Consider the following 17,575-nt stretch of genomic DNA (forward strand, 5'->3'; position numbering starts at 1 on the left):
GGGCCGTCCGACCTCTTGACCGGGGCGGTCCCGCTGCCCGCACTATGTGGCCTGTGGACGACCACGGGCCGGGCGCCTACGCGGAGTTCGAAGCCTTCGTCGCGGGTGCGGCGGGGCGGCTCCTGCATGTCGCCGTCCTGCTGACGGCCGAGCCGGAGACCGAGCCCCCCGCCGCCCGCCGGCTGCTCGCGGACGCGCTGGCCCGTACGTACGCGAACTGGCGCCGGGTGCGCGGCGACGACCCGTACGACCACACCCGCCGGGAGCTGTGCGACGCGTTCGCCCGCACCGGCTGGCGCCACCACGGCGGCCGGGGGCTGCTCGCGCGGCTCGGCCCGCTGGAACGGCTCGTGCTGGTGCTGCGCGTGTACGAGGGCGTCGCGGAGGAGGTCACCGCCGCGCAGCTGGGGCTGCCGGTCGAGCGGGTGCGGGTGCTGTGCAACCGGGCCGTGGCCGCGATGCGCTCGCGGGAGGCCGCATGAGCGTCCCCGACCGCAAGGAGGACCAGGTCAGGCGGCTGCTGGAGGGCCCCCACCCGGTGGTCCCGGCCGGGCTGGCGGCCAGTGCCGCGGCCCGCGGGGACCGGCTGCTGCGCCGCCGCAGGGCCCTGCGCCGGGCCGGCTGGGCCCTGCTGTTCGCGGCGGCGGTGGCCTTCGCGGTGTGGGCCTCGCTGGCCCGGCCGTGGGAGATCCCGCCGAGCGGCGTCTCCCCGCCCCTGGAGGGCTGGTGACCACCGCTCGGCGGTTGTTGCCGTAAAGACCGGACGGGATGCTCAGCCGATGGCCTGGGTCAGGTCCGCCAGCAGGTCGTCGGCGTTCTCGATGCCGACGGAGACGCGGACCAGGTCCGCCGGGACCTCCAGGGCCGAGCCGGCCACCGAGGCGTGGGTCATGCGGCCCGGGTGCTCGATGAGGGACTCGACGCCGCCGAGGGACTCGGCCAGGGTGAAGATCTTGGTGCGGGCGCAGAGGTCGACCGCCGCCTGCTCCCCGCCGACGACGCAGAAGGAGATCATGCCGCCGAAGTTGCGCATCTGCTTGGCGGCGATCTCGTGGCCAGGGTGTTCGGCCAGGCCCGGGTAGAGGACCTTGTGCACCTTGGGGTGGCGGGTCAGCATCTCGGCGATCTTCGCCGCGTTCTCCGCGTGCCGGTCCATGCGGACGGCCAGCGTCTTGATGCCGCGCAGCACGATCCAGGAGTCGAAGGGGCCGGCCACGGCGCCCATCGCGTTCTGGTGGTAGGCCAGTTCCTCGCCGAGCGCCGCGTCGGCGGTGACCAGCGCGCCGCCGACGACGTCGGAGTGGCCGCCCATGTACTTGGTCAGCGAGTGCACGACCACGTCCGCGCCGAGCGCGAGGGGCTGCTGGAGGTAGGGCGAGGCGAAGGTGTTGTCCACGACCAGCTTGGCGCCGGCCGACCGCGCGATGTCGGCGACGACGGCGATGTCGGTGATGCCGAGCAGCGGGTTGGAGGGGGTCTCGACCCAGATGACCTTCGTCTTCGGGGTCAGGGCGGCCCGTACGGACGCCGCGTCGGAGGTGTCGGCCACCGACCACTCCACGCCCCAGCGGGAGACGACCTTCGCGAAGAGGCGGAAGGTGCCGCCGTACGCGTCGTTCGGGATGACCACGTGGTCGCCCGGGGAGAGCAGGGTGCGCAGCAGGCAGTCCTCGGCGGCGAGCCCGGACGCGAAGGCGAGGCCGCGCCGGCCGCCCTCCAGCGCCGCGAGGTTCTCCTCGAGCGCGGTCCGGGTCGGGTTCGCGCTGCGGCTGTACTCGTAGCCGCCGCGCAGTCCGCCGACGCCGTCCTGCTTGTACGTGGACACCTGGTAGATCGGGGGCACGACCGCGCCGGTCAGCGGGTCCGCCGTGTTGCCCGCGTGGATCGCGCGGGTCTCGAAGCTCTGGTGCTCGTGGCTGTCGTCGCTCATGAGGCAGAGCTTATGGGGTGTCCGGCCGGACGGCGGGTGGGGCATTGGCCTTTGCGCAGGTGCGTCTGGTTCGCTTGGGGGCATGGAGATTCTGTGGTTCCTGATCGCGCTCGGCCTGCTCGTGGCCGCCTTCAGCCCGTACATACGGCGCCGGCGGGGCGGCGGCGTACGTCTGGTCGCGCCGGGCAGCCCTGACGCGGCCGACCCCGAGAACTACGGTTTCGCCCGCCAGGAGCACCTGGACATCCGCGTCCCCGGCCCCGACGAGGACCTGATGGACGCCCTCGAAGCGGTGCAGCGCAGCGGCCGTTGGCAGGCGGCGTCCCAGCTGCTGGCCGGGACCCCGAAGGAGGGCGAGCTGCGCTGGCAGCGGGTCCAGGCCTTCGGCGGCGCGGCGGCGCTGGAGCTGGTAGAGCGTCCCGGCGTGGGCGCGCAGTGGCTGAAGGCCTGGCGGCTGGAGGCGGAGAAGGACGCGGGCGGCGCGCAGGTGCACGCGGAGCTGCTGGTGCAGCAGGCGTGGCGGCACTCGGGCGGCGTGGGCTCCACCGACCACCGGATCATCCTGGAGGAGGCCCGGGAGGCGTGCCGCAAGGCGGCGCTGCTGGCCCCTGGCGACCCCGTCCCGTACATCACGGAGCTGGCCGTCGCGCGGGCGCTCGGCTACTCGGAGGCGGAGTTCGACGCCCTCTGGGCGAAGGTCATCGACGTCGCGCCGGCGCACATGGGCGCGCACCTGGCGGCCCTGCACTACTGGTGCGAGAAGTGGCACGGCTCGCGGGAGAAGGCCGACGCCTTCGCGCACGCGGCGGCGGCCCGTGCCCCGCAGGGCTCGCTGCTGGCGGCGCTGCCGCTGTTCGCGGTGTACGAGCACGTCCCGGAGGTCGTCCTGACGAACTTCTGGCAGGGCGCGGTCGTGACCCGGGCGGTGGAGGGCGCGCTGTACGCGGTGCACACCGCACGCCAGGACGACCCGATGCTGGCGCACGTCCGGCACATGCTGCTGTCGTTCCTGGTGCCGATGGAGCGCTGGGCGGAGGCGATGGAGCAGGTCCGCCACATCGACGGCTACGTGGGCGCCCTGCCGTGGTCGGCCTCCCCGGACCCTGCGGCGCAGTACGCGGTGTACCGCGCCCTGGCGGTGGCGGGCTACGAGGCGAACGGCGGCTCCCCGGCGACGCTGCCGCACTGAGGCGGCGGCCGCACAGCCGGTGCGCCGCGGCCGTGCGGCCGCCGGCCGGAGCCCGCCCCCCTGGCTCCCACCTGCGGAATCTCGGCGAATAAGGTTGCTGTAAAGATCTGCGGGCCGCATGATGACCCGGCGCGACCACCCGGGCCCGGCCGACCAACCGCACGCCCGCGGCACACCCGCAGCATCCGCACCTGCACACCTGCACCACTTCATCCCGTGGGGGGATCCGTCCATATGGGCGCTTCACTGCGCGCGCTGCGCGCCCTCGTCCTGCTCGCAGGCTTCTACCTGCTCGGCTTCATCCTGCTCGGCGTGCTCGCGGCCGCCGACTGGGCCACCGTCACCTGGCTGCACGGCGGCATCGCCTTCAAGATCCTCATCGTCTCGGTGGTCCTGGCGGTCCCGATCGTGCGCGGCATGTTCATGCTCCGCACCCCCAAGGGCGACCCGCAGCCCGGCCTGCCCGTCACCGAGCAGCAGGAACCCGTCCTGTGGCAGACCGTCCGCGACATCGCCGACCAGGTCGGCACCCGCGCCCCGGACGAGATCCTGCTCATCGACGAGGTCAACGCGGCCGTCAGCGAGGACGCCCGGCTGCTGGGCCTGATGTGCGGCACCCGCCGCCTCTACCTGGGCCTGCCCCTGATGACCGGCCTGGACGAGATGCAGCTGCGCGCCGTACTCGCCCACGAGATGGGCCACTACGCCAACCTCGACACCCGCCTCACCCCGCTGATCGCCCGCGGCCGCGCCCAGCTGATCCGCACCATCGGGCACTTCCACGAGCGCGCCGACACCAAGGTCGCCAAGGAACGGGCCCGGCAGGAGAAGGCCGCCGAGAAGCGGCTCGCGAAGGGCAAGAAGGCCAAGGACGTCGACACCACGGGCCAGGGCGCGATGTACCGGGCCATGGCGAAGATCTACACGGCGTACGCGCGCTTCTACATGCGGGCCACCCTCTCCGGCAGCCGCCGCCAGGAGCTCGCCGCGGACCTGGCCTCGGTCCGCGTCGCCGGCCGCGACTCCGCCGCCTCCGCGCTGCGCGAGCTCAACGCCATCGGTCCCGCGCACGACTTCTACATGGACTCGTACGCCACCCTCGGCGTCGGCGCCGGCCTGCTGCCGCCCGCAGGCCAGGTCTTCGGCGGCCTGCGGCAGCTGCTCGACGCCCGCTCGGACGACCTGGACGACCTGCGCCGCGAGCTGTCCACCGAGCCCACCTCCCCGTACGACTCGCACCCCGCGCTCGCCGAACGCGTGGCCCGCATCGAGGCCCTGCCCGACGACGGCCGCGGCGCGCAGGCGGCCCGCCCGGCGCTGGAGCTGCTCGCCTCCCCGCAGGCCGCGCTGGCGGCGCTGGAGGAGGCGGTCCTGACCCCGGAGGCGCTCGCGCTCACCCGCCTGGACTGGGCGGACCTGGTCCACGAGAGCATGACCCGGTACGTCGGCCAGGGCGCGCAGGCGATCCGCGAGGCCGTCGCCGCCGAGGGCACGGCCCCGGAGCTGGCGGCCCTGCTGGACGCCGTGGACGCCGACCCGGCGCTGCGCTGGCGGATCGCCGACCGCTTCCCGAAGTCCGAGGAGGCCGCGGCCGCCACGGGCCGCGCCGCCCGCGAGTTCACCCGGCCCGTGCTGCGGCGCGCGCTGCAGCAGCTGGTCACCGCCGAGCTGACGGCCCGCGGCGCGGCCCGCTGGCAGCTGTCCTGGTCCGACTCGGCCGCCCTGCAGTACCCGGCCGACGGGTTCGAGGAGCAGCTGGAGCTCGCCCTGGACGCGCTCGTCGCGGACCTGCCCGACACCGAACCCCTGCGAAAGCTGGTGCTTGTCTGATGATCGGCCTGATCATCCTCGGAATCCTGCTGATCAGCGGCGCGTACAAGCTGCTGCGGGCCCGCAAGGGCGGCGGCGCCGGCAAGCGCCGCTCGGCGGGCCGGGCCGACGGCCAGGCCGCGGTCGCGCTGGGCTTCGTACCTGCCGAGCGGCTGGACACCGAGAACGGGTCCCCGCTCCTGCCGGCGGACACGGCCGCCCTGGACGCCGTACGGGCGGGCGACTGGCAGGCCGGCGCGGCCTGGGCGGACGCGGCGGGGCAGAACTGGGACGAGCGCATCCGGCGCGTACGGGGACTGGCCGAGCTGGCCGCCGAGGAGGACGCCTGGCTGCTGGCCTGGCGCGCGGCGCGGCCGCAGGACCCGACGGCGGCGGCGGTGCACGCGGACGCGTCGGTGCTGGTGGCGTGGAACGTGCGCGGCTCACTGAGCGCGAGCAACACGACGCAGGAGCAGTTCCGGAACTTCCACCGGCTGATCGCCGCCTCGCAGGAGGCGATGCACGAGGCCCAGCGGCTCGCCGACCCGGCGGACCCGGTGCCGTACATGCTGGAGCAGCCGGTCGCCATGGCGCTGGGGTACTCCCACGAGCGGTACGGGCAGCTGTGGGCGGAGATCGTCGAGCGCGGCCCGAAGGTGCTGGCGGCGCACACCGGCGCCCTGCAGTACTGGTGCCGCAAGTGGCGCGGCTCGCACGAGGAGGCGGAGGCGTTCGCGAAGCGGTCTGCGGCGTCGGGCGCACCCGGTGAGCTGCTGTCGCTGCTGCCGCTGTACGCGTACCTGGAGTACGAGATGTCGGAGTCGGAGATCGACCCGGACGTCTACTACAAGCGGCCGGAGATCGTGGCGGCCACGGACGCGGCGCTCGCGGACGTGGCGGCGGCGGACCCGGCCGACCGGCGGGTGGCCCGGGTGCGGCACATGCTGGCGTGGAACCTGTACTGGCAGGACCGGTACACCGAGGCCGTGGAGCAGTTCCGTGCCGTCGACGGGTACATCGGGACGACGCCGTGGACGTACGCGGCGGACGCCAAGGCGCGGTACGTGCAGGCGAGGGACTTCTGCGTGCGCCGATCGGTGACGCAGTAGCGGTACGGAAACATGACGAAAGTCTGACGCGACGGCCGGGGGCGGTCCGGGGGGAATCCCGGCCCGCCCCTTCCCGTTAAGGGGGTACCACTAGGAGGGAATCATGTTCTCGTACCGCCGCACGCCCGAGCTCCCCACCCGCGAGGAGGCCCTGCAGGGCCGCGCGACCCCCCTGTTCTCGCTCCCTGACCGGCACACGGTCCTCGGCAACCCGCTCGCGGGGCCCTATCCGGACGGGCTCGAGACGGCCGACTTCGGCCTGGGCTGCTTCTGGGGCGCGGAGCGCAAGTTCTGGCAGACCCCGGGAGTGTGGACCACGCTGGCCGGCTACCAGGGCGGCTTCACCAAGAACCCGACGTACGACGAGGTGTGCTCGGGGCAGACCGGCCACACCGAGGTCGTGCGCGTGGTCTTCGACCCTGCGCAGGTCTCGTACGCCACCCTGCTGAAGCTGTTCTGGGAGTCGCACGACCCCACCCAGGGCTTCCGCCAGGGCAACGACGTCGGCACCCAGTACCGCTCGGCGATCTACACCCACTCCGAGGCCCAGCAGGCCGAGGCCGAGGCCTCCCGCGCCGCGTACCAGCAGGTCCTGACGTCCTCGGGCTACGGCGAGATCACGACGGCGGTCCTCCCGGCCACGGCCCGCCCCTTCTGGCCGGCGGAGCCGTACCACCAGCAGTACCTGGACAAGAACCCCGACGGCTACTGCGGCATAGGCGGCACGGGCGTCAGCTGCCCGATCGGCGTGGCCAAGGCCCAGGGCTGACACCCCGGGCGGCCCTCCGGCGCGGCCCTCCCCCTTCGGGCGGCGGCGCCGGAGTTCAGCTCTGTAGGCCGACTCCGGGGCCGAGAATCTCGCGCATGGGAGCATCCATGACCACGTCCGCTGCCGGGCGGCCGCTCATTCCGCAGCCGCCGTCGACACGGCTGGTTCTACTTCCTCGCCGCACCCCGCGCCCGGCCAATCGTCGTGGTCCGGATCATTCCGCCCTTCGACGCCCTGTAGCGCCCGCCGGTCAGATCGTCGAGGCGTCGATGACGAAGCGGTAGCGGACGTCGCTGGACAGGACGCGCTCGTAGGCCTCGTTGATCTGCTCGGCGCGGATCAGTTCGATCTCCGAGCCCAGGCCGTGCTCGGCGCAGAAGTCCAGCATCTCCTGGGTCTCGGCGATGCCGCCGATCATCGAGCCGGCCAGGGTCTTGCGGCCGGTGATGACGGAGAACAGGTTCAGCTCGACCGGCTCCTCCGGGGCGCCGACGTTCACCAGCGCGCCGTCGACCTTCAGCAGGCCGAGGTACGCGTCGAGGCCGAGCGGGGCCGAGACCGTCGAGATGACCAGGTCGAAGCTGCCGGCCAGCTTCTCGAAGGTGGCCTCGTCGCTCGTCGCGTAGTAGTGCGAGGCGCCGAGCCGCAGGCCGTCCTCCTGCTTGCGCAGGGACTGGGAGAGGACGGTGACCTCCGCGCCGAGCGCGGCCGCGATCTTCACGCCCATGTGGCCGAGGCCGCCGAGACCGACGATCGCGACCTTCTTGCCCGGGCCCGCCTGCCAGTGCTTGAGCGGCGAGTAGAGGGTGATCCCGGCGCACAGCAGCGGGGCGGCGACGTCGAGGGCGAGGCCGTCGGGGATGCGGACGGTGTAGTTCTCGTCGACGACGACGTGCGTGGAGTAGCCGCCGTACGTCGGGTCGCCCTTCCTGTCACGGGCGTTGTACGTGCCGGTCATGCCCTGCACGCAGTACTGCTCCTGGCCGCGCAGGCAGTACTCGCACGCGCGGCAGGAGTCGACGAAGCAGCCGACGCCGACGTGGTCGCCGACCGCGAACTTCGTGACGCCCCGGCCGACTTCGGCGACGACACCGGCGATCTCGTGGCCCGGGACCATCGGGTAGATGCCCTCGCCCCACCCGTCGCGGACCTGGTGGATGTCGGAGTGGCAGATGCCGGCGTACTTGATCTCGATGAGGACGTCGTGCTCGCCGACGGGGCGGCGCGGGACGGTGGTGCGCTCCAGCGGGGCCTTCGCAGTGGGGGCGGCGTAGGCGGCTACCTGGGTGACGGACATGGATGGAGACTCCTCGAATGCTGCTGACGGTCTGCGTACAGCGAACGATTCCGCGCCGGACCGCCGGCAGCCACGCCCCTGTCGTGCCTAGGACCGGCGGTCCTACCCCTGGCGGGGTCAGGAACACGGCCCCGGCGCGCCGGCCGCCCGGCGATACTGACGTCATGGACCAGCTTGATCAGCGTGCCGAGCTCGGCGAGTTCCTCCGTTCCCGCCGCGCACGGCTGCGCCCCGCGGACGTGGGCCTGCCGGACTACGGGCGCCACCGCCGGGTGCCCGGGCTGCGCCGCGAGGAACTGGCGCAGCTGGCGGGCGTATCAGTGGCGTACTACACGCGGCTCGAGCAGGGACACGGGCAGAACGTGTCGGCGGAGGTGCTGGACGCGATCGCCCGCGCCCTGCGCCTGGACGGCACGGAGACGGCCCACCTGAACCACCTGGCCAGCCCCCGGCCCCGCCGGCACCGCGGCAAGCAGCACCGGGCGCAGCACGTCCGCCCGGAGCTGCGGACGCTGCTGGACGCGATGGAGGGGGTGCCGGCGTACCTGGTGGGGCGGCGTCAGGACGTGATCGGCTGGAACCGGCTGGCGGCCGCGGTCTTCGGGGACTTCGGGGCGCTGCCGCCGCAGGAGCGGAACCTCGTACGGCAGGTGTTCCTGGATCCGGCGACGGCCGAGCTGTACGTGGACTGGGAGTGCCGGGCCTGCGAGGTGGTGAGCAACCTGCGCATGTACGCGGGCCAGCACCCGGAGGACGAGCAGCTGTCCGCGCTGGTCGGGGAACTGTCGGTGAAGAACGAGGAGTTCCGGCGGCTGTGGGCGGCGCACACGGTGGCGGACAACAAGACGCACGGGGTGAAGCGGCTGCGGCACCCGCTGGTGGGTGAGCTGGACCTGGCCTTCGAGACGCTGGCGCTGCCGGACGACTCGGCGCAGTTCCTGGTGACCTTCCACGCCCCGCCGGGCTCGCCTTCGGCGGACGCGCTGCGGCTGCTGGCCTCCTGGTCGGCTCCGTCTGCCGCCCCGGTAGCCCCTGCCACCCCTGCCACCCCGTCCGCCGCTTCGTCCCCGGACGGGGCTACAGCTTGATCTGGAAGATGCCCGCCCGGCGTTCGCGGCGGTAGCCCAGGGCGGCGTTCACCGCGCGCATCGGGGTGTTCTCGTCCGCCACCGAGGTGGCGATCTCGCGGAGGGCGGGGAAGCGGGCCGTGGCCTCCCCCAGCATGCGGAGTTTGACGGCGCGCCCGAGGCCGCGGCCGCGGTGGGCGGGGACGACCACCGTGTCGTACTGGAGGGCGCGCGGGGCGGCCGGGTCCGGGAGCACCAGGGACGTGTACGCGGCCACCTCGCCGGCGGGGGTCACCGCCGCGGCCATGAGCATCCGGCCGCCGCGGTCCAGGACCAGCCGCTGCACCGTGTGCAGGCGCTGCGGGGTCCAGGCCGGGGTCTGCTCGTCCATGTCCCCGGTCGGCGCGTCCTCCATCGATCCGTGGGCGACGGCGGCCGCGGCCACCCACGCCTGCGGGACCAGGCCCTCCCAGCACAGCAGCTCGTAGCCCGCCGGCAGTCCGTGCTCCGCGCCGGCCGTCTCCGCTGCCACGTCCCGCACGTCCTGCACGTACCAGGCGAGCGGCAGCACGTTCTCGAAGCCCAGCGACTCGGCGAACGCCTGCCCCGCCCCGCCCAGGTCGGCCATCGTGGAGACGGAGGTGCGGCCCTGGGCCAGCAGTTCCTCGCGGACCCGGTGCCACAGGGCCGTGCCGATCCCCCGCCGCCGCGCGTCCGGACGTACCTGCAGCACGTCCAGCGAAGCGGTGTGCGCATTGCCGGCGTCCGTGAAGAGGAGCAGGCTCGCCACGCCTTCGTCCGCCGCGAAGTGCACGTGGCGGCCGGTGGTCGGCGCCACGCGCAGCCGCCCCGCGATCTCCACCCGGGTCGGTACGGGTACGCCGGGCAGGTCGGCGGCGTGTGCGGCGGTCAGGACCGATGCCCAGGCGTCCACCTCGGCATCGGTCGGCGGTACGGACAGCTGGGTGAGGGATAACTTCATGACCTGGACCTTAGCCCCCGGGAAACGACGGATGGCGGGGAACCCCCGTCAGAGGCTCCCCGCCATCCGCGGGAGTTCGGTCGGGTCGGGGCCGGGTCAGGAGGCCGCGCCGGCCTTCCAGTCCGCCCAGCTCATGTTCCAGCCGTTGAGGCCGTTCTCCGGCTTGATGGTCTTGTCCGGCGAGTTGACGACCGTGACCACGTCACCGATGAGCGAGTTGTCGTAGAACCAGGCCGCGGGCTGGTTCGGGTCGTTGGCGCCCTGGGCGTCGTTCAGACCGACACAGCCGTGGCTCGTGTTCACGCTGCCGAAGATCGAGTCCGCTCCCCAGTAGTTGCCGTGGATGAACGTGCCCGACTGGGACAGCCGCATCGCGTGCGGGACGTCCTTGATGTCGTACTCGCCCTTGCCCTCGCTGTTCTTGAAGCCGACGGTCGAGCCGTCCATCCGGGTCTCCTTGAACTTCTCGGAGATCACCATCTGGCCGTTGTACGTCGGGTTCTCCGGGGAGCCGGCCGAGATCGGGATGGTCTTGAGGACCGCGCCGTCCCGGGTGACGGTCATCTTCTTGGTCTTCGCGTCGACCGTGGAGACCTGGCTGCGGCCGATCTTGAAGGTGGCGGTCCGGTTCTGCACGCCCTGGACGCCGGGGGCGCCCTGCACCCCGTCCAGCGCCAGCTTCAGCGTGACGGTGGAGCCGGCCTGCCAGTACTGCTCCGGGCGGAAGTCCAGGCGCTGTGCGCTGAACCAGTGCCCGACGACCTCCTGGCCGCTGCTGGAGGTGACGGAGATGGCCGCCTGGACCGCCTTCTGGTCCTTGATCGGCTTGTTGAACGTGATCGAGACCGGCATGCCCACGCCGACGGTCTGGCCGTCGTCCGGTATGAACGAGCCGACGAAGCTGTTCTCCGGGGAGACGGTGGTGAAGGAGGCGTTCTCGTGCGCCTCCTTGCCGGAGGCGTCCTTGGCGGTCGCCGACACGGCGTACTTCGTGGAGCGCTTCAGCGCGGCGTCCGGCTTCCAGCTCTTGCCGTCGGCGGCTATCTTGCCGGGCACGGCCGTGCCCTCGGAGGTCTTCAGCTCGACCGCCGTGAGGGTGCCGTCACTGACGGCGACGTTGGCCGCGTCGTTCAGGCCGACGTTGGTCGAACCGTCCTTGGGCGTGATCGTTATCTTGGCCTTGGAGGCGTCCTTGGCCGCAGCCGCGTCCACGTCCGACTGGGACTTGCTGCTCGCGTCCCCGCCGCCCTTGGGCTTGTCGTCCCCACCGCCGCACGCCGAGAGCACCAGCACGCCACCGAGGACGGCGGATATGGCCACGAGGGACCTTCTCCGCCGCTTCTTGTCCGTCCTCACACGCCACTCCATCGTTGCCTGAACCCCCGAGCTTCCCCCGGCTCCCGCCGGGTGGTGCCCCGATCAAGGCAGGGAGACACGCCCCCTGCCTCGCACCAGTCAACGCGTTGAAGGCCCGGATCGGTTCCACATTCCGTTTGAATGTGGGCAACCACACGGTCAGGCGTTGTCGGTCGTCTCTTCGTCGAAGTCCCCATCTTCCTCGCCCAGGTCCCACTCCATGGACTCGGGGTCGTATTCGACGGGCTCGCTGCTCCAGGAGGCCTGCGCCAGCTCCACGCCGGGGATCTCCGCGACCAGGTCAGTGGGGTCGACGAGGTACGCGAGCGCCTCCGACTCGTCCTCCCGTACGGCCGACTCCGCGTGGCCTCGCTCCTCGTCCGGCATGAACTCGTCGGCCTCGATGTGCTCGAGTGCGGCTCCGGTGAGCGCCTCGGGATCGGGCACCTCCAGTACCAAATCCACCCGAAGCCGTACGTACCGTGATGTGTCAGAAGGGTTCATACGACGGAGACTAAGCCCGAGGAAGCCCCGACTTTCCCACGACCCGCCCTTGTCCGTAGCATCACCGCACACGGCCAATTCGCTGCTTCCGCAAGGGGGATCGCCCCGTGTCCGCACGTCGACCGCTGCTCACCGCTCTCGGAGCGACCACCCTTCTCGCCGCCCTCTGGTTCGTGCCCTCGGCCAACGCCACCGCACCGGGGTCCTCGGCGCCCGGCTCCACGGCGTCCGATTCCGGTTCCGCCGCGCCGGAGTCCGCGAACGCGCCCGGGTCCGGGGCCGGGCGCGGGTCGGTGACGACGCTCGAGGCCGATCCCGCGGGCGCCTCCCCGCAGACCGCCGGCCAGATCCCCCTCGGGCTCGCCGACACCGGCGGGATCGACACCACCCCGTACCTGCTGGGCGGCACGCTCTGCCTGGGCCTCGGGGCCGGGTTCGTCACGTTCTCCGTACGCCGCTCGCGCGCGTAGGCCCCACGGGCAGACGCCGAAAGCACCGAATACGCCGAAGGGCCGGCCCCGGGAGACGATTCCCGGGCCCGGCCCTTCGCGGCAGTGAGGCGGAGCGGTACGGCTAGGCCAGCGGACCCGTCACCGGCTCCACCGCGGCGACGAGGCCGCCCGCACGGACGAACGCGTCGGCCGCCGCCAGGTCGGGGGCGAGGAAACGATCCGGCCCCGGACCCTCGACACCCGCCGCCCGAGCCGCCGCGATGGCCGCCAGACTGGCCGGCGCCGCCGTGAGCCCGTGGCGCAGCTCGATGGCGCGGGTGGCCGCGTACAGCTCGATCGCGATGATCCGCGTCAGGTTGTCGATGGCGGTACGGAGCTTGCGCGCGGCCGACCAGCCCATCGAGACGTGGTCCTCCTGCATGGCGGAGGACGGGATCGAGTCGGCGGAGGCAGGCACGGCCAGCCGCTTCATCTCGCTGACCAGGGCGGCCTGCGTGTACTGGGCGATCATCAGACCGGAGTCGACACCGGCGTCGTCCGCCAGGAACGGCGGCAGGCCGTGCGAGCGGTTCTTGTCGAGCAGCCGGTCCGTGCGGCGCTCGGCGATGGAGCCGAGGTCGGCCGCCGCGATGGCCAGGAAGTCCAGGACGTACGCGACCGGGGCGCCGTGGAAGTTGCCGTTGGACTCCACGCGCCCGTCGGGCAGCACCACCGGGTTGTCGACGGCGGAGGCCAGCTCGCGCGAGGCGACCAGGGCGGCGTGCGCCATGGTGTCGCGGCCGGCGCCGGCGACCTGCGGGGCACAGCGCACCGAGTACGCGTCCTGCACGCGCGGGGCGGACTCCTCCTGGAAGTGGCCGGTGAGCCCGGAGCCCTTCAGCACGGCGGCCATGTTCGCGGCGGAGGCGCCCTGGCCCGGGTGCGGGCGGATGGCGTGCAGCTCGGGCGCGAGCACCTTCTCGGTGCCGAGCAGCGCCTCGAGGGTGAGCGCGGCGGTGATGTCGGCGGACTTGTACAGCTTGTCGAGGTCGGCGAGGGCCATGACCAGCATGCCGAGCATGCCGTCGGTGCCGTTGAGGAGGGCGAGGCCCTCCTTCTCCTTCAGCTCGACCGGCCGGATCCCGGCCTCGGCGAGCAGTTCGCCGACGGGGCGCACGACCCCGTCCGGACCCTCGGCGTCGCCTTCGCCCATCAGGGTGAGCGCGCAGTGCGAGAGCGGCGCGAGGTCGCCGGAGCAGCCGAGCGAGCCGTACTCGTGGACGACGGGCGTGATGCCGGCGTTGAGCACGTCGGCCATCGTCTGCGCGACGGACGGCCGGACGCCGGTGTGGCCGGAGGCGACGGTCTTCAGGCGCAGGAACATCAGGGCGCGCACGACCTCCCGCTCGACGCGCGGGCCCATGCCGGCGGCGTGCGAGCGGACGATGTTGCGCTGGAGCTGGGCGCGCAGCTCGGGGCTGATGTGCCGGGAGGCGAGGGCGCCGAAGCCGGTGGACACCCCGTAGACGGGTTCGGGCTTGGCGGCGAGGGCGTCGACGATCTCGCGGGCGCGGGCGAGGGCGTCGAGCGCCTCGCCGGACAGCTCGATCCGCGCGTTGCCGCGGGCGACGGCGATGACGTCCTCGGCGGTGGTCCCGGACGTCCCCACCACGACAGTGTGCATATCCATATTCAGCAGCCTACGGACTGAATCGCTTCATGTCACTAGCAAGTTTCAGGAGGGCCCCTTACGCCTTACGCCCGGCCGCGGAAGCGGCGGCGCTCGCCGGCCGCCTCCTGCTGGGCGGCATCGGCCAGCCGGACGACGGCGGTGTCCCGGCCCGCGACGACGGGTTTCGGCGAGCGGGCGGCCTTGGCCTTGTACTGGGCGGCGTCGGCCAGCCGGAACAGCCGCCGGGAGGACTTCACGAGCCCGATCGGGTCCCCGGTGGACGCGACCCCGCACGCGACACCCTCCCCGAGCTCCAGCTCGGCGGCGCGCAGGCACAGCTCCTCGGTCACCCGGACCACCTCGTCGGCGGGGGGCCCGACGCTCACCAGGCAGAACTCGTCGCCGCCGAGCCGGGCCACGAGCGCGCCGGGCAGCATGGCCCCGCAGAGGCTGAGCACGGACCCGAACCGCTCCAGCAGCCGGTCGCCCGTGGCGTGCCCCAGGGTGTCGTTGACCTTCTTGAGCCCGTTCAGGTCGCACACCACCAGGCTCACCACGGCGGCGCTCCGCCGGTGCTCCTCCAGGGCCTCGTCGAGCCGCATGTCGACGGCGCGCCGGTTGGCCAGGCCGGTCAGCGGATCGGTGAAGGCGAGCCGCCGGGCCTCTTCGAGCCGCTCGTTCTGCGCGAGCCCGGCCGCGACCACCGCCGCCAGGACGGTCGCGAACTCGGCGTCGTCCTCGTCGAAGTCGGGCAGGCCGTCGTCGCGGGCGACGTACAGCTCGCCCCAGGCGCGCCCGCTGAGCACGATGGGCGCCACGACGCAGGTGCCGCGGCCCCGGCGGCGCAGGGCCTCGCCGCGCCGCCCCGGGCGGTTCCCGCCGGCGCTCTCGACCCAGGCGTGCGGGCCGCTGCCGCCGACCCAGCGCTCGTGCAGGAACTCGGTGATCTCGGGGAAGTCGTGGACGGGGTACGACTCGTCCTCGGGGAACGTCTCCTCCCCGGCCCGCAGCTCCCCCTCGTTCACGAGGACCCGCAGCCGGCCCCGCTCGCGCTCCCACGCGGAGATCGCGGCGAACGAACCGTCCATCGCGAGGCGGGCCCCACGGGCGGCCGCCCGGACACTGTCCCGCGGCGCGCATGCGGCGGCCATGGCCTGAGCCAGGCCCACGACGGCTCGCAGCCGCCCGTCGACTCCCATCACCCCAGGTTAGGGAGTTTCATCCGATTTCGTGCTGCTTGGTGCAGGGGCCGCCGGACCGGGCGCCGCGGCCCCGCGCCCCGGCTACTTCCCCGGCCACTGCGGCTTGCGCTTCTCGTTGAACGCCGCCACGCCCTCCGCGCGGTCTCCCGAGAAGGCCACCGTCCGCCAGGCCGCGTCCTCGATCTCCAGGCCGGCCGTCAGGTCCATCCCGTGCCCCAGCCGCAGGGCCCGCTTCGCCGCCCGCAGGCCCACCGGGGAGTTCGCCGCCATCCGGGCCGCGAGGGCGAGCGCTTCGTCCCGGTCCGTGCCCGCCGGGACCACCGAGTCCACCAGGCCCAGCGACAGCGCCTCCGCCGCCTCCACCCGCCGGGCCGTGAAGATCAGTTCCGCCGCCCGCGCCGCACCCACGCGCCGCGGCAGCAGCTGCGTGCCGCCGCCGCCCGGGATCACGCCCACGGAGACCTCCGGCAGGCCGACCACCGCCGTCTCATCGGCCACGATCACGTCGCACGCCAGCGCCAGCTCGAAGCCGCCGCCCAGCGCGAACCCGTGCACCGACGCGATCGTCGGCATCGGCAGCTCCAGTACGCCCCCGTACGCGCCCCGCGTGGTCGGCCGCTGCTGCACCAGCTCGGCGTCCGACAGGGAGTTGCGCTCCTTGAGGTCGGCCCCGACGCAGAACGCCCGCTCGGCGGTCGACGAGAGCACGACCACCCGCACCGACGCGTCCGCCGCGAGCGCCGCGCAGGCCTCGCCGATGGCCCGCGCCATGTCGGTCGAGACGGCGTTCATCGCCTTCGGCCGGTCCAGGACCAGCTCCGCGACCCCGTCCTCATGCCGGCGCACAGCCACGAACTCAGACACAGAGACCCTCCCGGTTAACGAACGTTACCCGGGATCTTAGGGGGTACCGGGCAGGACGGGCCGGGCTCGCGGCATCCGGCCCGCCCTACCCGGCACCTCCTCGCTTCCTGCGCGTCAGCGACCAGGGCTCCACGACCCCGAGCCCGCGCACCGGGCGCTGCCACATCGGCTGGAGCGCGAAGCGGTACGTCCCGCCGCCCTCCTCGGCCTCGGCCTCCTTCTCCGAGACCGGCGCCGCGCCCGTGCGGCCCAGTTCCTCCGCCATCGCGCCGTCGACCAGCACCGCGTCCTTCGGGGCTATCGACGTCAGCCGCGAGGCCAGGTTCACGGTGGTCCCGAAGACGTCGCCCATCCGCGTCGTCACCGTCCCGAACGCTATGCCGACGCGCAGCTCCGGCATCTGCGCATCGGCTTCCATCGTCTCGATCAGCCGCAGCGCGATCTCCGCCGCCGTCGCCGCGTCGTCGGCGCAGTACAGGACCTCGTCGCCGAGCGTCTTGATCAGCCGGCCGCCGTGCGCGGCCACCAGGTCCGCGGAGGTCGTCTCGAAGGACTCGACGAGCTCGCCGAGCTCCTCCTCCTCCAGCCGCCGCGTCAGCCGGGTGAAGCCGACCAGGTCCGCGAAGCCGACCGCGAGCCGCCGGTCGACCATCTCCTCGTCGTCCGCCACCTGCACGACCCGGCCGGTGGCCGCCGCCAGCTGGCGCCGCCACACGTAGACGAGGAACTCCTCCAGCTCCGGCAGCAGCAGCTCGACCAGCGGGTACGTGACCTCCGTACGGGTCATTCCCGGCTCGGGCGGCTCCGTCAGCCCCTCCAGGAAGGAATCGATCTGCCATTCCGCCAGCCGGGCGGTGGTCTGCCCGGTGGACCGCGCCACCTGCACGGCCATCGGCTCGCTCAGCAGCCCGGCCTCGACGAGGCCGGCGAGCCGGCGCAGCGCCAGTACGTCCGCCTCCGTCAGGGCCTTGGCCTGGCCGATGTCGGCGAAGCCCATGGCCCGCCAGAAGCGGGAGGCGAGCTCCATCGAGACCCCGGCGCTGCGGGCCGCCTGGAAGGGGGTGTACCGGCGCTCCGCGCCCAGGATCAGCTGCTCCAGCCGGATGGCGAGCGGGTCCGCCGTCGGCTGCGCGGTGTGGTCGACCTCGTGGTGGGGAGTGTGCTGGTCGCGCCCGATGGGCGTGCCCGGACTGGCGGACCCCGAGCCGGTGGACCCCTGGCCGCCGGGCCGGGGGGCGGACGCGCTGGACGTAGAGTCGTCGACGGTCAAGGGCCGCCTCCTGTCCATTCCGTGCGCACTGCCCTGCCGAACCGGGTGATCACCGGGAGGACCGGGATCGCCTAAACCATACGGCAGGTGTGCCGTAGCTCACTCCCCACTCCCTGCAGCTGCG

17 protein-coding genes are annotated in these 17,575 nt (G+C 73.1%); 8 read left to right on the forward strand and 9 right to left on the reverse strand.

Annotated features, from left to right (window positions below; all coding sequences use genetic code 11):
• Positions 1-53 precede the first annotated feature (53 nt).
• Positions 54-482, forward strand: coding sequence for a sigma factor-like helix-turn-helix DNA-binding protein (locus AB5J51_RS16260; RefSeq protein ID WP_324616724.1), 429 nt, complete (start codon positions 54-56; stop codon positions 480-482).
• On the forward strand, positions 479-730 hold the full coding sequence (locus AB5J51_RS16265; RefSeq protein WP_030290839.1) for a hypothetical protein: 252 nt from the start codon (positions 479-481) through the stop codon (positions 728-730). Before AB5J51_RS16260 ends, AB5J51_RS16265 begins: the two co-directional genes overlap by 4 nt.
• A 42-nt stretch (positions 731-772) precedes the next feature.
• Here AB5J51_RS16265 and AB5J51_RS16270 read toward each other — a convergent pair whose 3' ends face one another.
• Positions 773-1,930 (reverse strand): cystathionine gamma-synthase, encoded by a 1,158-nt coding sequence (locus AB5J51_RS16270; RefSeq protein WP_030290837.1) that lies wholly within the window; start codon positions 1,928-1,930, stop codon positions 773-775.
• A gap of 82 nt (positions 1,931-2,012) precedes the next feature.
• Between AB5J51_RS16270 and AB5J51_RS16275 the strand changes: the two genes are divergently transcribed.
• The 4 genes from AB5J51_RS16275 (at position 2,013) to msrA (ending at position 6,806) form a co-directional block, all read left to right on the forward strand.
• The gene (locus tag AB5J51_RS16275; protein ID WP_133897075.1) at positions 2,013-3,119 is read left to right on the forward strand and encodes a hypothetical protein; all 1,107 of its coding nucleotides are present in this window, start codon (positions 2,013-2,015) and stop codon (positions 3,117-3,119) included.
• A gap of 234 nt (positions 3,120-3,353) precedes the next feature.
• On the forward strand, positions 3,354-4,949 hold the full coding sequence (locus AB5J51_RS16280) for a M48 family metallopeptidase (protein ID WP_369777966.1): 1,596 nt from the start codon (positions 3,354-3,356) through the stop codon (positions 4,947-4,949).
• On the forward strand, positions 4,949-6,037 hold the full coding sequence (locus AB5J51_RS16285) for a hypothetical protein (protein WP_136227390.1): 1,089 nt from the start codon (positions 4,949-4,951) through the stop codon (positions 6,035-6,037). The genes AB5J51_RS16280 and AB5J51_RS16285 overlap by 1 nt, the downstream gene beginning before the upstream one ends.
• A 103-nt stretch (positions 6,038-6,140) precedes the next feature.
• Positions 6,141-6,806, forward strand: a complete 666-nt coding sequence (msrA, locus tag AB5J51_RS16290) for a peptide-methionine (S)-S-oxide reductase MsrA (protein WP_369777967.1) — start codon at positions 6,141-6,143, stop codon at positions 6,804-6,806.
• 250 nt (positions 6,807-7,056) lie between these two features.
• Here the strand turns inward: msrA and AB5J51_RS16295 are convergent, their stop codons facing one another.
• Complete coding sequence (locus AB5J51_RS16295; RefSeq protein WP_053786303.1) at positions 7,057-8,103, reverse strand: NAD(P)-dependent alcohol dehydrogenase; 1,047 nt, start codon at positions 8,101-8,103, stop codon at positions 7,057-7,059.
• 164 nt (positions 8,104-8,267) lie between these two features.
• Between AB5J51_RS16295 and AB5J51_RS16300 the strand changes: the two genes are divergently transcribed.
• Positions 8,268-9,191 (forward strand): helix-turn-helix transcriptional regulator, encoded by a 924-nt coding sequence (locus AB5J51_RS16300; protein WP_136227389.1) that lies wholly within the window; start codon positions 8,268-8,270, stop codon positions 9,189-9,191.
• Here AB5J51_RS16300 and AB5J51_RS16305 read toward each other — a convergent pair.
• The 3 genes from AB5J51_RS16305 to AB5J51_RS16315 all read right to left on the reverse strand — a co-directional run bounded on the left by AB5J51_RS16305 (position 9,181) and on the right by AB5J51_RS16315 (position 12,012).
• Entirely contained in the window at positions 9,181-10,152 is a 972-nt protein-coding gene (locus tag AB5J51_RS16305; protein ID WP_369777969.1) for a GNAT family N-acetyltransferase, read from the reverse strand. The two genes, AB5J51_RS16300 and AB5J51_RS16305, sit on opposite strands and share 11 nt — an antisense overlap.
• Before the next feature lie 96 nt (positions 10,153-10,248).
• Complete coding sequence (locus tag AB5J51_RS16310; protein ID WP_053786306.1) at positions 10,249-11,520, reverse strand: Ig-like domain-containing protein; 1,272 nt, start codon at positions 11,518-11,520, stop codon at positions 10,249-10,251.
• A 147-nt stretch (positions 11,521-11,667) separates the two neighbouring features.
• Entirely contained in the window at positions 11,668-12,012 is a 345-nt protein-coding gene (locus tag AB5J51_RS16315; RefSeq protein ID WP_051831978.1) for a hypothetical protein, read from the reverse strand.
• Between the two features lie 107 nt (positions 12,013-12,119).
• On the opposite strand from AB5J51_RS16315, the gene AB5J51_RS16320 reads away from it, so the two are divergent.
• Positions 12,120-12,482: a hypothetical protein gene (locus tag AB5J51_RS16320; RefSeq protein ID WP_053786308.1), complete on the forward strand. Its 363-nt coding sequence runs from the start codon at positions 12,120-12,122 to the stop codon at positions 12,480-12,482.
• Between the two features lie 103 nt (positions 12,483-12,585).
• Here AB5J51_RS16320 and hutH read toward each other — a convergent pair whose 3' ends face one another.
• From hutH to AB5J51_RS16340, 4 genes are all read right to left on the reverse strand, one after another.
• Complete coding sequence (gene hutH / locus AB5J51_RS16325) at positions 12,586-14,127, reverse strand: histidine ammonia-lyase (protein WP_369780267.1); 1,542 nt, start codon at positions 14,125-14,127, stop codon at positions 12,586-12,588.
• Positions 14,128-14,198: 71 nt separating this feature from the next.
• Positions 14,199-15,314 (reverse strand): GGDEF domain-containing protein, encoded by a 1,116-nt coding sequence (locus AB5J51_RS16330; protein ID WP_053786310.1) that lies wholly within the window; start codon positions 15,312-15,314, stop codon positions 14,199-14,201.
• A gap of 84 nt (positions 15,315-15,398) precedes the next feature.
• A complete protein-coding gene (locus AB5J51_RS16335) occupies positions 15,399-16,181 on the reverse strand; it encodes an enoyl-CoA hydratase/isomerase family protein (protein WP_053786311.1) in 783 nt (260 codons plus the stop codon).
• Between the two features lie 85 nt (positions 16,182-16,266).
• Entirely contained in the window at positions 16,267-17,451 is a 1,185-nt protein-coding gene (locus AB5J51_RS16340; protein WP_053786312.1) for an adenylate/guanylate cyclase domain-containing protein, read from the reverse strand.
• Positions 17,452-17,575: the final 124 nt, after the last annotated feature.

Origin of the sequence: Streptomyces sp. R33, assembly GCF_041200175.1 — a bacterium.
Taxonomy (GTDB): domain Bacteria; phylum Actinomycetota; class Actinomycetes; order Streptomycetales; family Streptomycetaceae; genus Streptomyces; species Streptomyces katrae_B.